This is a genomic window from Litoreibacter roseus (assembly GCF_009811795.1).
Classification (GTDB): Bacteria; Pseudomonadota; Alphaproteobacteria; order Rhodobacterales; family Rhodobacteraceae; genus Litoreibacter; species Litoreibacter roseus.
Genome location: NZ_BLJE01000001.1, coordinates 214,261 through 230,152, shown reverse-complemented (window position 1 = coordinate 230,152; position 15,892 = coordinate 214,261). Strand labels below are relative to the sequence as shown.

General features: G+C 58.2%; 15 protein-coding genes and 5 pseudogenes. 9 read left to right on the top strand and 11 right to left on the bottom strand.

Annotated features, from left to right (window positions below; genetic code table 11):
* Window positions 1-71: 71 nt before the first annotated feature.
* Window positions 72-941: pseudogene (locus KIN_RS01185) on the top strand (IS3 family transposase); the annotation flags it as partial.
* A 398-nt stretch (window positions 942-1,339) separates the two neighbouring features.
* On the opposite strand, the gene KIN_RS01180 reads toward KIN_RS01185, so the two are convergent.
* Entirely contained in the window at window positions 1,340-1,498 is a 159-nt protein-coding gene (locus KIN_RS01180) for a hypothetical protein (RefSeq protein ID WP_159804130.1), read from the bottom strand.
* 40 nt (window positions 1,499-1,538) lie between these two features.
* On the opposite strand from KIN_RS01180, the pseudogene KIN_RS01175 reads away from it, so the two are divergent.
* Window positions 1,539-1,736 (top strand): annotated as a pseudogene (locus tag KIN_RS01175) (integrase core domain-containing protein); the annotation flags it as partial.
* Between the two features lie 193 nt (window positions 1,737-1,929).
* Here the strand turns inward: KIN_RS01175 and KIN_RS01170 are convergent.
* Genes KIN_RS01170 through KIN_RS01160 form a run of 3 tightly spaced genes read right to left on the bottom strand, consistent with a single transcriptional unit; the run spans window position 1,930 to window position 4,939 of the window.
* Window positions 1,930-2,334 (bottom strand): c-type cytochrome, encoded by a 405-nt coding sequence (locus tag KIN_RS01170; RefSeq protein ID WP_159804128.1) that lies wholly within the window; start codon window positions 2,332-2,334, stop codon window positions 1,930-1,932.
* On the bottom strand, window positions 2,334-4,469 hold the full coding sequence (locus KIN_RS01165) for a xanthine dehydrogenase family protein molybdopterin-binding subunit (protein WP_159804127.1): 2,136 nt from the start codon (window positions 4,467-4,469) through the stop codon (window positions 2,334-2,336). Before KIN_RS01165 ends, KIN_RS01170 begins: the two co-directional genes overlap by 1 nt.
* An 11-nt stretch (window positions 4,470-4,480) precedes the next feature.
* Window positions 4,481-4,939, bottom strand: a complete 459-nt coding sequence (locus tag KIN_RS01160; protein ID WP_159804126.1) for a (2Fe-2S)-binding protein — start codon at window positions 4,937-4,939, stop codon at window positions 4,481-4,483.
* A 282-nt stretch (window positions 4,940-5,221) separates the two neighbouring features.
* On the opposite strand from KIN_RS01160, the gene KIN_RS01155 reads away from it, so the two are divergent.
* Together KIN_RS01155 and KIN_RS01150 are read left to right on the top strand one after the other, a co-directional pair.
* Window positions 5,222-6,082: a helix-turn-helix domain-containing protein gene (locus KIN_RS01155; protein ID WP_159804125.1), complete on the top strand. Its 861-nt coding sequence runs from the start codon at window positions 5,222-5,224 to the stop codon at window positions 6,080-6,082.
* Window positions 6,083-6,304: 222 nt separating this feature from the next.
* Window positions 6,305-7,644 (top strand): annotated as a pseudogene (locus KIN_RS01150) (ISKra4 family transposase).
* A 298-nt stretch (window positions 7,645-7,942) separates the two neighbouring features.
* On the opposite strand, the gene KIN_RS01145 reads toward KIN_RS01150, so the two are convergent.
* Both KIN_RS01145 and KIN_RS01140 read right to left on the bottom strand, forming a co-directional pair.
* Complete coding sequence (locus KIN_RS01145) at window positions 7,943-8,254, bottom strand: hypothetical protein (protein WP_159804124.1); 312 nt, start codon at window positions 8,252-8,254, stop codon at window positions 7,943-7,945.
* A gap of 76 nt (window positions 8,255-8,330) precedes the next feature.
* Entirely contained in the window at window positions 8,331-8,720 is a 390-nt protein-coding gene (locus KIN_RS01140; RefSeq protein ID WP_159804123.1) for a hypothetical protein, read from the bottom strand.
* A 242-nt stretch (window positions 8,721-8,962) separates the two neighbouring features.
* Here KIN_RS01140 and KIN_RS01135 point away from each other — a divergent pair, with 242 nt between their 5' ends.
* The 5 genes from KIN_RS01135 to KIN_RS01115 all read left to right on the top strand — a co-directional run bounded on the left by KIN_RS01135 (window position 8,963) and on the right by KIN_RS01115 (window position 13,999).
* On the top strand, window positions 8,963-10,513 hold the full coding sequence (locus KIN_RS01135) for a LuxR C-terminal-related transcriptional regulator (RefSeq protein WP_159804122.1): 1,551 nt from the start codon (window positions 8,963-8,965) through the stop codon (window positions 10,511-10,513).
* 507 nt (window positions 10,514-11,020) lie between these two features.
* The gene (locus KIN_RS01130) at window positions 11,021-11,626 is read left to right on the top strand and encodes a TetR/AcrR family transcriptional regulator (RefSeq protein ID WP_159804121.1); all 606 of its coding nucleotides are present in this window, start codon (window positions 11,021-11,023) and stop codon (window positions 11,624-11,626) included.
* A gap of 83 nt (window positions 11,627-11,709) precedes the next feature.
* Window positions 11,710-12,669 (top strand): haloalkane dehalogenase, encoded by a 960-nt coding sequence (locus KIN_RS01125; protein ID WP_159804120.1) that lies wholly within the window; start codon window positions 11,710-11,712, stop codon window positions 12,667-12,669.
* Window positions 12,666-13,091 (top strand): cupin domain-containing protein, encoded by a 426-nt coding sequence (locus KIN_RS01120; RefSeq protein WP_159804119.1) that lies wholly within the window; start codon window positions 12,666-12,668, stop codon window positions 13,089-13,091. Before KIN_RS01125 ends, KIN_RS01120 begins: the two co-directional genes overlap by 4 nt.
* Before the next feature lie 38 nt (window positions 13,092-13,129).
* Window positions 13,130-13,999, top strand: a complete 870-nt coding sequence (locus KIN_RS01115; RefSeq protein WP_159804118.1) for a hypothetical protein — start codon at window positions 13,130-13,132, stop codon at window positions 13,997-13,999.
* Between the two features lie 331 nt (window positions 14,000-14,330).
* On the opposite strand, the gene KIN_RS01110 is transcribed toward KIN_RS01115, so the two are convergent.
* From KIN_RS01110 to KIN_RS01095, 5 genes and pseudogenes are all read right to left on the bottom strand, one after another.
* The gene (locus KIN_RS01110) at window positions 14,331-14,471 is read right to left on the bottom strand and encodes a hypothetical protein (protein ID WP_159804117.1); all 141 of its coding nucleotides are present in this window, start codon (window positions 14,469-14,471) and stop codon (window positions 14,331-14,333) included.
* A pseudogene (locus tag KIN_RS01105) lies at window positions 14,471-15,055 on the bottom strand (LOG family protein). Before KIN_RS01105 ends, KIN_RS01110 begins: the two are co-directional and overlap by 1 nt.
* 50 nt (window positions 15,056-15,105) lie before the next feature.
* Window positions 15,106-15,339, bottom strand: coding sequence for a type 1 glutamine amidotransferase family protein (locus tag KIN_RS01100; RefSeq protein ID WP_243144783.1), 234 nt, complete (start codon window positions 15,337-15,339; stop codon window positions 15,106-15,108).
* Window positions 15,323-15,538, bottom strand: coding sequence for a winged helix DNA-binding protein (locus tag KIN_RS22275; RefSeq protein ID WP_207710120.1), 216 nt, complete (start codon window positions 15,536-15,538; stop codon window positions 15,323-15,325). Before KIN_RS22275 ends, KIN_RS01100 begins: the two co-directional genes overlap by 17 nt.
* Window positions 15,527-15,886: pseudogene (locus KIN_RS01095) on the bottom strand (transposase); the annotation flags it as partial. The pseudogene KIN_RS01095 and the gene KIN_RS22275, both read right to left, overlap by 12 nt.
* Window positions 15,887-15,892: the final 6 nt, after the last annotated feature.

Here is a 15,892-nt window from a genome sequence, read left to right as displayed (position 1 = left end):
GTGTTTTGAGTTAGCCTGTTCTCCAACCGAGTAGACAGACGATGAAGAGACGCAGTTTCAGTGAATAACAAATCATTGGAATTTTGAAGGAGCATCAGGCTGGTCTTGGAGCGAAGGAACTATGGCGCAAGCATGGCTTCAGTGATGCGACGTTTTACAAGTGGCGGTCCAAGTATGGCGGCATGGAAGTATCCGACGCCAAGAAGTTAAAGGCGCTTGAGGTTGAGAATGCCAGGCTCAAGAAGCTATTGGCGGAACAGATGATGGATGTGTCGACGTTCAAGGAGATGTTGGGAAAGAACTTTTGAGGCCTGGTGCGCGCCGCAGAGCTGCAAGCTGGGCCATGAAAGAGAAACGATACAATCAGAGATGGGCCTGTGCTTTGGCCGGGATTGATCCGCGTGTTTATCGGCGCGCGTCGCAGCGGTCAGCGGATACGGAACTGCGGGATCGCTTGAAGGAACTATCGTCTGAACGACGGCGGTTTGGATATCGGCGGCTTCACATCCTGCTCAAACGAGAGAGGTGGCAGGTGAACTGGAAGAAGCTGTACCGGATCTACCGCGAAGAGGGGTTAGCAGTCCGTAAACGGGGCGGACGCAAGCGTGCTGTGGGTACCAGAGCGCCAATTGCAATACCCCAAGGCCCAAACCAGGCTGGAGCTTGGACTTCGTATCTGACAGCCTGTCGTGCGGACGTCGGTTCCGCATTCTGAACGTCATCAATGACTTCAGCCGGGAATGTCTGGCGAGCGCGTTTCCTGTGAACTAGATCGCATTGCTGAGATGCGGGGCTATCCCTATCTGGTCGTCAGCGACAACAGCACCGAATTGACCAGCAACGCCATCCTCAAATGGCAAGAGGATCGCAAGGTTGATTGGCACTACATCGCACCAGGAAAGCCCATGCAGAACGCGTTCATTGAAAGCTTCATTTATAGACGGCCCCGCAGGCGCAAGTGTTTTAATCGCGATCGTCATCGGCGGGTGCGTTCATGTATTCGGCCTGTTTATGCAGCCCTAACATGACTGCTGGCCCTGATGGTGTCCGCGGATCGAGGCCTTATCAACGGGACGCGCTTTTCCGCGCTCAAAGCTCTCCGGGCTTTCTCGATCCTCAGCTCTGCCGATTTTCCATCACGCTGTCATTGCAGTTGTGCCATCTCGTTGTGCCTGGGTTGATTTTGGATTTGGAGCTATGCGGTTCGGAACACCTCCCCGGTCGTGAGCATGGCCCATATGGCTCGTGCCAACTTGTTTGCAACGGCGACGGCAACGACCATAGGTCGGCGTCGTTCGAGCAATGCTTCGATCCATGGGCCATCAACGCGTGAACGCGCCTAGGATAGCTCACGACTGTTCGAGCCCCACGCCCCCCAGAATGACAACAGCCCGCGCCGCGCAAGCTTCTTGCTGTCAATGGTGTGGCCCGACGCATCGGCGACATGGACGTGAAAAACGTTCTTGGCCAGATCGAGGCAAACGGTGGTTGGGGTCATGGGAAAGCTCCTCTTGCACTGTAGGACCAGCATACGGTCCCCTCTCAGGAGCGGGGCGGTCTTCCCCATCAATGGCAGGATGCGCAACGAATGCCCCAATGAGCACCTATTTGACAGCCTACGTCATGCCCGCAATCTGGTGGCGGCGTGGCGCACCGACTTCAACCACCACCGCCCACACTCCAGCTTCGCTGGCATGACCCCGAAAGCAGGACGCCCTCGGCCGCCATCTTCCTGAATACGACGGTGAACCGGCTTGGCCCAGTTCGCGTGGCATTCCGTGTCATCGCGCCCTTCGGTCCACCGATCCGCCTATCGGATCCAGCGCGCCCACCGTCGGGCGGTGCCCCTTTGAGACCGTCCGAATCTGCGCCCTTGTAGATGATACGTGCGCGCGGTCAAAGAAAGACAATGCGTGTCGACCGTTGCACTCATTCGCTCTGCAGGAGGAAGGCGACGACGTCCGCGACGTCCTGCGTATCAGTCAGAACGCCGGCCTTGCGCGTACCGGGAACGACCGTGCGTGCATCTAGGATGTAGGCGCGCAGACTCTCCGCGTCCCAGACGATGTCGCTGTCGGCCAAGGCCGGGGAGTAGCGGAACTCCTCGACACTGCCTGCCTCGCGCCCGAGGAGACCGACGAGATGCGGCCCCGCGCCGTTGCGAGGCTCGGTAAGGGCATGGCATCCGGCGCAGCGGGGCCAGAGTGCCTCGCCCGCCATCGGGTCGCCGCCCGCCTCCTGCGCCCCTGCTTGCTGTACGGCGAACAAGGGGAGGATCAGGGACAGGAGGCGGGTGGCGTTCGCGAAAGGCATAATGCGGCTCTCCGTCTTCATCAGGCCAGGCCGTGATCGGCGAGGGGCAACGCGCGAATGCGGCGGCCCGTAGCAGCGAAGACTGCGTTGCACACCGCGCCTGCGAGCGGCGGCACGCCCGGCTCGCCCACGCCGCCCAAGGAGGCACCAGTGTCCACGATCTCGACGGCGACCGCGGGCGCCTCGTCGATCCGCACGAGTTGGTAATCGGTGTAGTTCGACTGCACCGCCGCACCGCCTTCCAACGTGATCTTGGCGCGCAGCACTGGACCGAGCGCGTCGATGACGGATCCTTGGATCTGCGTCTCGACCTGGCCGGGGTGGATCGCGCGGCCGCAATCGATGGCCGCGAAGACGCGGGGCACCGTCACCCGAGCGTCATCGCCCTCGCCTACCATCGCCACCTCGGCCACCTGAGCGACCATGCTGTTATAGGAGCCCACGACCGACACGCCGCGATAAACGCCCTCCGGCGGGGTCTGGTCCCAGCCCGCCATGGCGGCTGCGCGCTCCAGCACAGGGCGGGCTTGGCTATCCTCTGGCAAATTCAGGAGACGGAAGGCCACAGGGTCCATCCCGGCGGCATCGGCCAACTCGTCAATGAAGCTCTCCATCCAGTAGCCGGTGAAGCTGGTCGCGATGGCGCGCCATGCCGAGAGCGGCACGGGGATGTCAACGACCGCGTGATCGACCGCGTAGTTCGGAACCGCATAGGGCTGATCCACGAGCCCAAGCAGCGAGAACGGGTCCATGTTATTCTCCTGCACGATGGCTGCGCCCATCTGCGGGCCGGCGACGCGTACGGTCATCGCGGTAATGCGTCCGTCGCTATCCACCGCGCCACGGAAACGGGCCTGCATGGTCTGGCGGTACATGCCAAAAGCGGTGTCGTCCTCGCGCGACCAGATCACCTTTACCGGCCGACCGTCCACAGCGCGCGAAGCGAGCACGGCCTGCACAGCGTCGTGGTGCCACGTCTTCCTTCCGAAGCCGCCGCCCAGAAAGGTCGTGTTGATGAATAGCTGGTCCGCGGTAATGCCAAGCTCGCGCTCCAGCATCATGCGCTTCCAGTCGTGGCCTTGCGTCCCGGCCCAAAGCTCGACCCGATCGCCTGTGTCTTGAGCGGTGCAGTTCACCGGCTCCATGCACGCATGCGCGAGCAGTGGCACGGCATAGTCGGCTTCCACTACCGTTTCCGCCGCCTCGAGGACGCCCGCGGGATCGCCGCGTGTGAGGGTTTCGGGCACGTCCTCGCGCGACAGACCTTCGGCGATGCGCGCTTCAAGCGTCGCCTGGTCCAGCGTGTCGCCGGCCGTTTGGGTAAAGGTGATGTCGAGCGCGTCGGCGGCCTGCTTGGCCTGCCACCACGATTCGGCCACCACGACGGCGCCGCGCGGAACCTGTGTCACAGCAATCACACCCGGCATGTCAAGAACGCTAGCCGGGTCCATGGACGCGACGTCGGCCATGAAGACCGGAGCCAACCGCACCGCGCCATAGGCCATGTCGGGCAGGGTCACGTCGATAGCGTATATAGCCTCGCCGCGCGTCTTCGCGGGTGTATCGAGGCGGGGTACGTCCGTGCCCGTCAGCGTGCGCTCCTCCTCGGGAAGTAGTTCCGGCTCCGGCACGGGAAGCATGCGCGCGGCCTGCACGAGGTCGGCGAAGGGGATGGCACGGTCGGTGCCTTCGTGCACAATCATGCCGTTTCTCGCCTGCAACGATTTCTTGGGTACGCCTAACTGGTCGGCGGCGGCCTGCACAAGCATCAGGCGCATCTGTGCTGCGGCTCGCCGCATGGGATCGTGGAAGAACCGGATGCCGTAGGATCCCACAGACCGCATCTGGCCAAAGGGCAGCCGGAAGGGCTCCGAGGGTTGGGTTGGCATCTCGATGCGAATGGTCGAAAGGTCCGCGCCCAACTCCTCAGCGAGGATCATCGCTTGGCCGGTATGCGTGCCCTGTCCCATTTCGCACGTCGGCAAGATGCATGTGACGATGCCATCCGCATCGATCCGCAGGTAGCTGTCGGGCCAGCGCGCCAGTTCCGGCATCAGGGCTTCGGTCATCTGGGCGGCGGCCGGCAGAGCCAGCGGCACGGTGAGCGCGGCGGCGGCCCCGGTCAGGAAGGAGCGGCGGGAAGTGTCGATATCCATGATTTCTCCCCTCAGCCGCGTGCGATTTCGGCGGCGCGCTTGGCGGCCACGCGGATACGATTGTAAACCCCACACCGGCAAAGGTTGCCCGCGAGATAGGCGTCGATGTCTGCGTCGGTCGGATCAGGGACGTCGCGGATCATTGCCGCGCAGGCCATGATCTGACCCGACTGGCAATAGCCGCATTGCGGCACGTCCACCTCAACCCACGCTTGCTGGACCGGATGGCTACCGTCCAGCGACAGCCCCTCGATCGTGGTAATCTCGGCGCCCTCGGCGGCCGAGAGTGGCAGCGAGCAGGACGGCACGGGTTGACCGTCGATATGCACAGTGCAGGCCCCACATGCGCCGACGCCGCAACCGTACTTTGTGCCAGTGAGACCCACCCGCTCACGGATGATCCACAGCAGTGGCGTGGTTGGATCGGCATCGACGGAGGCGGCCTCTCCGTTCAGCGTAAAGTCAGTCATTGCGCAAGCTCCTTTGGCTAGGGTTTGGTGCCTGTCCTTGACGCAGACATGGCAATCCTCGCAGGCACGAGAAACCAGAACCCTGTCACTATTGTCGGCATCCCGCCGGGTACCAAGTAGCGCGCGGGACCTGCACGCCCTGGCACCAGGGTACGGTATGCTGTCACGAGGCTACTGTTGTGGTTGCTGGAATGAGCGCGGTAATGCATGCCAAGGTCGGATTGTACTTGATTGCATACAATTTAATATTGGTGTTGTGCAGAGGAAGGAGGCCGGGAAGTTATGGCCGATAAGTCCGACGACTATGTGTTCCATATCCCCGGTGCCGTTGGGTCGGTCGTCAACTACCTGACCCCGCGCGGCCATGTGTGCGAAACGCTCGGCCTCACGGCTATGGCCATGCCACCCGGACGTGTCGATGTTCGCCTTGAGGTCGACCGCATCGGCCTCAACGTCCTGCCCTTTGGCCCGGACGAAATCACCCGTTTCCGCTTTTGCGGTCGAAACGAGATTGCAACCGCCGACCTAGGCGCCCGGCAGATTTTCTACTCGCCGGGCGATCTCGACCTTGTGTGCAGAAATCCAAACTGGGAGTATCTTGTCGAGATCGATCCGAAGGCAGCGACCTCGCTCGCTGCCGAGGCGCTCGATGGCCTGGCTGTATTTGACGGTGAACTGCGCGCGGGGCAGGATCCCGAAATCGCTCAACTCGCCGTCCTTTCCATCCGCCACCTCCGCTTCGGCCCGCCCGACCCTCTGTACGTCCAGGGTCTCGCCATCGCGATGCTCGCACGGACGCTGACGCCCCCGTGCCGCGAGGTCTCGACCAAGGGCACCGCCCCCCGCATTGCCCGTGCCATTGACCACATCGAGGCGCACCTTGGAGACAATCTGTCGGTCGCTGAGATCGCTGCCGTCGCCGCCATGTCGCCCTCTTGGTTTCAGTCCGCGTTCCGCACCACGATGGGCCAGCCCGTCTTCGCCTATATCCGCGAGCGCCGTCTAGAGCGCGCGCGCATCCTGCTGGCCGACCAGCGCCTATCGCTCAGCCAAATCGCACACAAAAGCGGATTCTCCGGCCACAGCCATATGACCCGGCTGTTTCGAGCCCGCTACGGCATCAGTCCGAAGGAGATGCGGTGACGTCGAGCAGCAAAAGCAACGACAACTTCGTCCTGCATATTCCGGCGACGAAGGTTCCTACGTTCCGCATCTGACGCCGGAAGCGCAGACCTGCAATCCCACGGGATGGCGCGTGACTTCGCTTCCGCCCGGTCGGGTCGAGGTCGATCTGCGGGAGAGAGTGGGCAAAAGTTCGTGGTCGATGTGATAGCATGAGGTTTTTGGAACCAGACGAAGTCCATCATGGAAGTGCGAATTTTTCTTGAGACGGTATTTGAAGACGGTAAAGGGCGGACGCACGATGTGGGCATATTTGTCGCCCGATTGAGGACGCTGGATCGGAAAATCTTGGTATACGCCTTTGTGAGGCCAAGAGTTTTCTGAAACGGCTGCAGGAAGTGGTTTTACAAGACCAGATTGACGAAGTGCTCGATGCGAAGAGAAATTGCAGCGCGTGCGGAAAACGGCGGGCGATCCACGATAATCGGGGCCGCAGTCTGGACACGCTGTATAGCCAGTTTCGCGTAAACGCACTACATCTTCGCCAACGCTCCTGCGAAGCCGCCGCTGGTAGAATGGGTCCTGTGTTGCAATCGCCGCTTTCCGAACGGTACTCTGAACGCGCGACACCAGAACTTCAGCGTCTCCAGGCAGAACTCGGATCACGACATTCGTTTCGGGAAGCAGCACGGCTGATGGAAACCATTTCTGCCATGTGCGCTCCAGCTTAACACGACAATTCGCAATCGTTTGGGGCGCGTTGCCGAGCCGCTTGGATCGACCAACGCTGCAAAAATTGAAATAAGCGCCAATGTCACATCGCCTCCATTGAGCGTTTTTCTGGATGGCGCTGATATCCGATGCCGACCCGAATTCCAGAAGCGACACATTAATGTCGTGGTTGACAAGAACGAGAACCCCAACATGAGCCGACGCTTTGGTCTTGTGCAACAGGCAGCGAAGTCTCCCGCCGAGCAGTTGCAAAATGGCTTGTCGATGCAAGGTTAGGACGGCCAAAGCAAGGTGACGGTGATTTCAGGTGGGGAGCCAGCCCTGCCAAATCTGGTGCGACGCGCCGTCAAAGGTCCGATTACCCACATTCTCAACTGGTGGTATATCTCGATGCGGGTAAAGCACATCGAGAATGCGGTGAAAGGGCTTTTGCAAACACGGGGTTTCGCGGGATCGCAGCAGCTTTTTAGACGCTCAGTAGAAATACTGCGTTGGGACCTTTGGCACAGGAAGGTGATCACCGCCGCCACACACCCCAAGGTTCTCACAATCGACTGCGACCGGTCTCGTGCCGAAACCAGAGAACTCCACGCGGCAGCAAGGCGCGATCTCAAGAGCTCTACACTTACCTGTCCAGCAATTTTGATCCACTGACAAACTATGGTCGTCGACATCGAATTGGCCTCGACACCTCATCATCCCGCGCAGAAGGCTGTGCCGACGATATTGGCAAAGCCCGAATGGGAAAACGTCGGCGCATGAGGTGGTCTCCGATTGGAGCGCATCGTGTTGCCGTCACATGGGTTGCAGTCCTTGATGGGAGACTGACCATCTCAAAAATGGCGGCTTGACCACCAAGTTTTGCCCACTCCTCTTTGGTCGATGCTGTGGCATTCGGGCGATTCAGATGACAGACTTGCAGTTTTCCTGGACATTCAAAAGTTGCGCGCGGCGTTCTTTTTTCGTCGATAAGACCGTTTCTTCTAAAATTTTTTCGCAAGTGAACCAAGAAAAAAGAGGTGCGGTCTCGGCGAGTTCACTAAATCTAGAAAGTTTTATTTATCAGCGCACTTATAACCATAAGCCAAACACGGTTGGAGCATCATCAAAAGATGACGCGCGCGGGGCACACCCCGCGCGCTCCCTTAATCAATGCTCTGCGATGACAACGCCTTGTACAAATCCTGCATAAGCATCATCGAAATTCCCAGACGCGTCACGAAGGCCAAAATCAGCCTTCACATTGACAGCGTGTTGGGTAACTGAGGTGACATCCAAATCAATGTGTATCTGACGAATATCGCGATCACTTCCAGGTGATGTAAAACGCGCCTCGAATCCCTTTAGTACCGCGTTTGCTTCTTTGATATTTTCATTAAAATTCACCGTGGTTTGTCCGGTTCTAACGCCCCCGGTTTCGGGATCAAAATGAATAGTGAATTGTTTCATACGAATAGCCATTTAACTCTCCGATTCAAAAAGACGAATTGTATAGTATATCCTCGAAGTTTTGGACGAGGACGGTTAGTTGCCAAAGTCAGAACCTGCAAATGCACCAAACGATTACAGTTACCTTCGGGCGGTGCGCCGCACTGGGTCGTTGAGAGTCAACCTCTAGGCGAAGATTGACTGGCGGGTCGTTTTCGCCGGCAGCTTCGGTCCGAAATTCCACATCATACCCACGGCGCAACGCCTCTGAAACTGCGCGCGACACGACACGATCCATGCCGGTCAATTGAAGATCGCGTAACGCCTCAATTTGTTCGTCTTTGACATCAAACAAGACGCCGAGTGCTGTAACTAAATCGTGCTCAAGTGCTTTCATGACTTTCATGCGCTCAGTTGGTTTTTGACGCAGCAGCTCGTTCAATTGCGCGACACTCTTTTTTTCTATCGCTCCAAAACTTCGATCGAGTAATTTGGCCATCTTGGCCTCCTATGTTTGAATGAGAATTGATAGTGATCTATGTGACAAATTGAGCGCCCAAAGACCTGACGCCGGCCATGTAGCCATCCTGACGAAACAAGAGGCATCAGGCAGACGTCATTTGTTTATGCTTGTATCGATTGAGCGCGGGATACATCGTGCAATTGCTGTATTTTCCCTACGTAGTTCGGCGTATTTTTGATATATATCCGATCAATGCACTCTTTAATTGAGGTGCCAAAATGCAAACAATGTCGTCATTGACCGCAAGGGAGCGCGAAATCGCGCGGGCCTACGCGAACGGCCTGAGCCACAAAGAAATCGCCGAAAAGCTGTGTATATCGCCAGCAACTGTTCGCACGCATGTAAACAGTATTTACAGGAAGCTAGACGTCAAAACCAAAGTGCAATTGTTTCAGCTGATTGGCATACAGACATCAGACCCGCCTGAATCGGCGAAGTTGCCTAAAGGTAAACGTCGCTGGTTAACAGCTATCTTTCTGGCGGTGGTCTCTAGTCTTTTACTTTTTTACATCACCTTTGATCGACAAAATGCGCGGGCCACCAACTTCGATATACCTGCTATTCCGTTACGCACCGGACTTCCTTCGATTGCAGTTTATCCGTTCGAAGTAGCATCAGATGATGAGAAAAAACTTTCCTTTGCTTCAGCAATTGCGCGTGATCTTGTCACCGATTTGTCGAACTTTAGCACGCTGCTTGTCTTTGCTGCAGACACAACATTCGGGTACGCTGAGGAAGGTATTTCCATCCAAAATATGGCACACGAATTGGATGCCCGATACATCCTCTCTGGCGACATACGATGGGAAGGTGATGTCGTACGTGTAAATGCCCAATTGTATTGGGCAGATAGTTCGGAAATTATCTGGGCCAATCGGTTCGAGGCACCGGAAGAGCAATTGCTCATTTTACAAAATGAGGTTGTAACCGAGGTTGTGCGTCTCATCGGACCCGTTGATGGCGCTTTGAGTGAGTTGCGCGCAGCCGAGTTAACACGCGTCCAGCGGCTGCCGACTGCGAGCCTGACTGCCTACGATCATTTTCTAGAAGGCTTGGTTCTTTTTGAGTCCTATCGCGAGGAAGAAACCAAATTATCGATCGACGCGTTTGATACCGCGGTCGAGATCGATCCGTTGTATGGTAGGGCGCATGCTTACGCAGGTTGGGCTCATCTTCAGCACTTTAGAAACGACTGGGGCGATAATCCGCAACTCTCGCTTTTTTATGCAGATCAACGCGCACAACAAGCGATAGAAATTGACCCACATGACCCATATGGCTACTGGACGCTTGCAGCGGTGCGCCTCTACCAGCGCCGCCATGACCTGTCGATTGCGGCTTATGAAAAGGCAATTGAACTCAACCCACATAATGCTGAAATGCTTGTACATCTAGGATGGGCGCTGACTTACGCGGGCGAACCGGACAAGGGAATCGCGTTCATTGAGAATGCCATGGAAGTAAATCCGCGCTATCCTGGCTGGTATTTGTGGGATTTTGCGTTTGCCCATCTTATGGCGGGACGGTATCAGGTCGCCGCCGAAATATTGGAGACGAGGACGCCAAAGACGACTGGCACTTATGTGCTTTTGGCTATGGCCTACGCGATGCTGAGCGAGCCTGACAAGTTGGAAGCCGCACGCTCATATGTATTGGAAGCGAAGCCGCAAATTACTATATCTCATGCTGCACGAAGTGAACCGTTTTTGAAGAACTCCGACCTGAAACACTATTTAGAAATGATGCAAGAGGCTGGATTTCCACAATGAAAAATCCATGTTTCTCACAGCCAAGCTTGGACAGGTGAGGAAATTCATAAGCTGCATTTTCTGGCGGGGGATGGGACTGAAAGCTAGTGCCAAAGCTCTTACGCTTTCTGAGGAATCGATCAAGACGCGAGCAAAGCTAGACAAGCTGAAGATTCGAAAACTGCGCTGATTTCCTGTGCTCTGTTCTTGCCCATCAGCTTTCTCACCAGCGTTAGGCTGATCGGCGTATGACGGTGCGCTTGGTGCTCTTTCGACTAAGACGTTAACGGCCCATTGCTGCCGTTGGCCAGTGGGTCAGGATGCCGCGACGCGGCCCGTCAGAGCCGCCATTCGCTGCAGATGCGCGAAGGTCTGCATGGCTAAGGCAAATACCTTTTGCGACACTCGGCGCTTCGTTGTCCACCCCGCTTGGATCGCGTGATCGGTGTGGCGTGTACGTTCTTGTCGCGGCATCAAAGCACAAGCTATAAAGACCAGGCAGTCTCTAATCATTGTTGGTAGAATCGAATGGAAGAAGCCTCCCGACCGCGTGGTCGCCCCCGGAGTTACGACGAGAATGAGGCGCTGGAAGCCGCTATGCTAACCTTCTGGCGGCAAGGCTATGTCGGAACGACGATGGACGATGTCGTGGCCGCCACCGGAGCTTCGCGGGCATCCCTATATCGTACGTTCGGCGACAAGAAGGCGATCTTCGCCGCCGCTCTCGATCTTTACGCGAGCCGGTTTGATCGTCGGGTTTCAGAAGCGCTCGAGGCGGGGCCGGATGCCGATGCGGTCGTCCAATCCGTCCTGACCGCATCCGCTGAACGCTTGACCGGCGGGGAGGCGCCGCCAGGCTGTCTGCGGTGCAACTCAACGCTGGAACTTGCCGGACGGGATGCGGAACTCGACGCGCTGCTCAAGGAGATCAACGATCGGTTCGAGCGCGCGATGGCGCGGATCATGTCGGCAGCGGCGACGGAAGGCGTTTTGCCAAAGGCGCGCATCGCCGCCGCGGCCAGCTTCCTCACGGCCATGATCGATGGGATGGTGGTCATGGCCAGGGGCGGTTCCTCTCGCCAGGTTTTGCTGTCCCTTGTTGAGACGGCACGACGGGGATATCCGCTGGCCTGACACCCTCTTCACGAATAAGAGACTGGACGGTTCGTATATTCTCTGCGCATTTAGAGACTAATAAATCTCTAAATGAGGCACAGATGCTCAAAATCCGAATTCTCCTAAGTTTTGCAACCGGGATGACGACCGTTGCGGCGACCGCGCAGGATCTTCCTCCGCGTCCTGCACCGATCCAGCATGCCCAAACCGAGACCGCCCGGATCGCCTATTATGCGGTCGGTCCAAAGGATGCACCCGCCGTTCTCTTCGTCCATGGTCTGCCATTCTCATCCTATATCTGGCGGGATGTGATCTCGGCGCTCGACGACGGAAGCCGGCGGCTCATCGCAGTCGATCTGGTCGGCTTCGGCGACAGCACAGGCACCGGCTTTGGTGTGGCTGAGCAGGCCGCTCACCTCGACAGGTTCGTCGCAGCGCTCGATCTGAAAGATCTCACGGTTGTCGGGCACGACTGGGGCGCGGGTATCGGCCTGATCCTCGCACATGAGAATGCGCAATTAATGCGCGGTTTCGCCTTTGCGGAGGGTGCGATGCCGCCGGTCTATCCCCGACCGACATATGACGAGATGCCGGAGCGTGTCGCGGGCATGTTCCAATCGATGCGGGAGGAGGATGCAGAGGCAAACGTCCTCGACGACAACCTGTGGCAGGAAACCATTCTGCCGACGATGTCGCTGGAGCCACTGCCGGCGGTGGTGCTGGCCGAATACAAGCGCGCCTTTCCCACGCCAGAGAGCCGTCAACCTCTTCTGGATATGAGTCGCTCTCTACCCATCGGCGGAGAGCCCGCAGACGTCGTCGTCGCCTATAGCGCCGCCGCGGCGTGGTGGCGCGGGACCGACCTTCCGAAACTCGTGATGTTTGCAGAGCCGGGCCGGCTCTATCCGGCCGCGATGGTCGAATGGACCGAGGCCAATATTCCAAATGTCACCACCACGTCCGTCGGCCCAGGCTTGCACGTGGTGCAGGAAGAGAACCCCACCGCAGTGGCCAGCGCGATCGACGCCTGGCTCGACACCATCGAAGGAGAGACAGAATGAAACCCGTGGTCATGGTGGCCTTGTTGGCCGCATCGTCTGCATTTGCTCAGGACCGGACCGAGGCAATCGACCTTGCCGCTGCGAACCATAGCGCTTCGCTATTCTTTCGAGGCGTCGAGACAGCTCGACTGGTCGGCGACAACCGCGAGGCGGGCCTCTACGCGACCCACGCGCGGCTGGAAGCCGGCGCCACCGTCGCGCCCCATGTCCACGATGTTGATATCACCACCGTGGTGACGTCTGGAACGGCCTATGTCGGGACAGGCGAGGTCTACGACGAAGCCGCCCTCGTCGCCTATCCTGAAGGCAGCTATTTCGTCACGCCGGCCGGGTCGCCGCATTTCATCGGCGCAATCGATGGCGCATTTTCCATACTCGACCATGGGGTCGGCCCGGTCGTGACCACGCTGGTCGAAAGATGATCGCCCCTCGTAGACTCCCCGCTTCGCAAGGACCTCGCATGATCGGACTCTCCGCATCCCTGCTTGCTGTGCTTTCCGCGCCGGCGCTTGCGCAGACCGGGCCACCGCTCGATTTGGAAATGCATCTTGATCCAGTTACGCACGAGAACCGGTTTGAAGCGGTTGTCATCGAGCGAAACGGCATTGCCGTCCGTCTTACGACGGATACCTGGCTTCGTCCGAAGGTGACCGGCTACGCGCAAGCGGCCGCCCCGATCGTCGTGGCCCTCGGGGTACCGGCAGGACCGAACGTACCCGTCACGCGAAATGTCGCTGTCACCGAAGGGCTGCCGGACATTCCTGTCCCTGGCGGCGACCGGGCCGCGCTGGTCACCGACGATCTCGCAAACTCGATGCTGCTCAATATCGCGGATGACCTCGACGGGCTGACACTCGCCTTTCCGGACGGCCTAGTAAATGGGCCCGGCCCGGACATCCTCATCGCCAAGGCGAGTCTGCCCTCGGGTCGCATATCGGGCGGCTGTCCGGGCGTGCCCGCCTCCGGCGCCGATGCGATGGTAATTAGCGTCACCGCTGGCGGCGAGATCACTCTTGCGCCGGAGGCCTTCATCGATTTCGGCCCCGCGGGTCCACAGCTGAACCACGGGACGCGTGAGCTGGGGGAGGCTGAATTCCGCATCGAAACACTGACCCAACTCGCGGAGCTCGAGATGCGCCCGCTGGCGACCATCGAATACTTCAAGGTCTACGCCACCACCGTCAATCTTTCCGATCTCGGAATTGCCGAGGGCGCATCGGTCGAGACGATCACCCTGTCGTCGACCCGGGAGATGGTCGAGACCGACAACGGGCAACAGCTGTGCTGGACTGCCGACCCGATCCTGGTCGTCGGCCTCGGCGCGGTCTAAGTGCAGGTTAACGATTTGCGCGGATCAAGGATATACGAACGCAAGAGGAGTAGGTTCTTGGCCGGTCGATGGGGGCGTTCCGAAAACGCTACGGCCGGATGGCAACGTGTGGGCCCGTTCCAACGTGGTCATTTCCACTTTCTGGAACGCCCGCAACGAACGTTCTGTATTCAAAAACCGAACATGTGACGACCGCCGAAGCAGACGTCGATAGGAGCCGCAGCATCAAGTATTTTGGGCTCTTCGCGGTCATCGGAGGTGGTGCAGCATCTTAGCGGTAGCAGCTGAAAGCCCCGCGGTGGACGGCCCAAACCGGCCATTGCCGAAGAGGTCAAGCGCCGCGGCGCAGCTTCACCAGACCGGACTTTCGCCGCATGTGCACGATCTGCTCGCGCTCAAACTCACAGTCTGCGGGACCTTTCGGGCTTTCGCGATCCAGAACTGAATGGCTGCTTTCGTTAGGTAACGTCATCAGCTTTTTGCATATCCCCTTTCCGGCGGATGTTCATAATGCGAAAACTCGGCTAGAACGCCTTTGATATCCGGCGCACAAATCAGCATTTCGCGATGTTGTGCCGAAAGAAACCCACGCGTCACCATCGTATCCAGCATCGTAAGGAGCGGGTCGAAAAACCCAGCTACATTCAGAAGCGCAACAGGCTTCTAATGATATCCGATCTGGCCCCACGTCCATTGTTCGAAGAACTCTTCCATGGTCCCCGTCCCTCCGGGTAGGACGAGAAACGCGTCTGCCATTTCGGCCATCTTCGCTTTGCGTTCGTGCATGTCGGAAACGATGATGAGGTCTATCAGGTCAGGATGCGCGATCTCTTTGTCGACCAGCGCTTTCGGTATCACGCCGTACACCTGACCGCCGTGACTGAGACAGCTATCAGCAACTGCACCCATCAGTCCCACCCGGCCACCGCCATAAACAAGCGATAGCTGTTGGTGACCGAGGTGCGCGCCAAACAATCCAGCATCTGCTCTATAGTCATGGCCTTTGCCCGACGCAGAGCCGCAAAACACGCCAACAGACTTGATGCTTTGCGTCATCACACCAACCCCGCCGACTTCGCAAACGGGTCTCTGGCGGAATCCCGGTGTCACTCATACTCGCAGGCCAAGGCCAATCTCTCTGCCGCAGCTACTCCAAAAAGGTTCGCCACCACGGCGAGCGCCATGTCCATTCCCGCTGACACACCGGAAGATGTGAAGAACTTGCCGTCTTCAACCCATCGCGCTTCTTTGACCCACTCGACGTGCGGGGCGAGCGGGACTGTGCTTGTGAAATCGAGCTTGTTCGTCGTCACTCTGCGGCCATCAAGCAGCCCTGTCATTCCAAGCAATACGGTCCCAGTGCAGACGGCCATCACTCGCTCGGCGTTCGCAACGGTCGCCGAACAGATAACCTGCTCGCTTTGAGAACGTGGAAAGCGCTTCAGACAGTTTTGCGCGCCCAGCATTCGTCGCCACGACGAAGACCAGCCGTGCGTCGCGCTCGTCAACCTCGCGGTCAAGGAGGCCAATTTTTTCCATCGCTGGCCCATTATCTTTGCGGAAGTCAGCAATGGTTTTGAAGTCCGGTCTCAACCGGCCGGTCAGTCAAATGAGTTCCAGGTTGCGACCGCACTCCCGTTCCAACCGCCGCGAAGACTGGATCTGGTTCAAATACCCATAGAGATAAATGCGCAGCATAACCCCGGGATGATAACCGGGCTGACCGGTCGCAGCTGGCGAGGCCTGGAAACCCAACTCAGCCAAACTGAGCATGTCCACAAAGGCATCAATCGCTCGGACGGGGTTGTTTTCGTTTACATAATCATCGAGACACTCAGGCAGCAAAAGCGCCTGCTGGCGGTCCACCCCTTCGATAAACTGACCCATGGAAAG

Bases quoted from the DNA above. Each gene is read 5' to 3' on its own strand.
- KIN_RS01145 (WP_159804124.1), bottom strand. From the start codon at position 8,254: ATGGCTATTCGTATGAAACAATTCACTATTCATTTTGATCCCGAAACC.
- KIN_RS01180 (WP_159804130.1), bottom strand. From the start codon at position 1,498: ATGACCCCAACCACCGTTTGCCTCGATCTGGCCAAGAACGTTTTTCAC.
- KIN_RS01120 (WP_159804119.1), top strand. From the start codon at position 12,666: ATGAAACCCGTGGTCATGGTGGCCTTGTTGGCCGCATCGTCTGCATTT.
- KIN_RS01170 (WP_159804128.1), bottom strand. From the start codon at position 2,334: ATGAAGACGGAGAGCCGCATTATGCCTTTCGCGAACGCCACCCGCCTC.
- KIN_RS01110 (WP_159804117.1), bottom strand. From the start codon at position 14,471: ATGACGTTACCTAACGAAAGCAGCCATTCAGTTCTGGATCGCGAAAGC.
- KIN_RS01115 (WP_159804118.1), top strand. From the start codon at position 13,130: ATGATCGGACTCTCCGCATCCCTGCTTGCTGTGCTTTCCGCGCCGGCG.
- KIN_RS01100 (WP_243144783.1), bottom strand. From the start codon at position 15,339: ATGACAGGGCTGCTTGATGGCCGCAGAGTGACGACGAACAAGCTCGAT.
- KIN_RS01130 (WP_159804121.1), top strand. From the start codon at position 11,021: ATGGAAGAAGCCTCCCGACCGCGTGGTCGCCCCCGGAGTTACGACGAG.
- KIN_RS01135 (WP_159804122.1), top strand. From the start codon at position 8,963: ATGCAAACAATGTCGTCATTGACCGCAAGGGAGCGCGAAATCGCGCGG.
- KIN_RS01155 (WP_159804125.1), top strand. From the start codon at position 5,222: ATGGCCGATAAGTCCGACGACTATGTGTTCCATATCCCCGGTGCCGTT.
- KIN_RS22275 (WP_207710120.1), bottom strand. From the start codon at position 15,538: ATGGAAAAAATTGGCCTCCTTGACCGCGAGGTTGACGAGCGCGACGCA.
- KIN_RS01165 (WP_159804127.1), bottom strand. From the start codon at position 4,469: ATGGATATCGACACTTCCCGCCGCTCCTTCCTGACCGGGGCCGCCGCC.
- KIN_RS01140 (WP_159804123.1), bottom strand. From the start codon at position 8,720: ATGGCCAAATTACTCGATCGAAGTTTTGGAGCGATAGAAAAAAAGAGT.
- KIN_RS01125 (WP_159804120.1), top strand. From the start codon at position 11,710: ATGCTCAAAATCCGAATTCTCCTAAGTTTTGCAACCGGGATGACGACC.
- KIN_RS01160 (WP_159804126.1), bottom strand. From the start codon at position 4,939: ATGACTGACTTTACGCTGAACGGAGAGGCCGCCTCCGTCGATGCCGAT.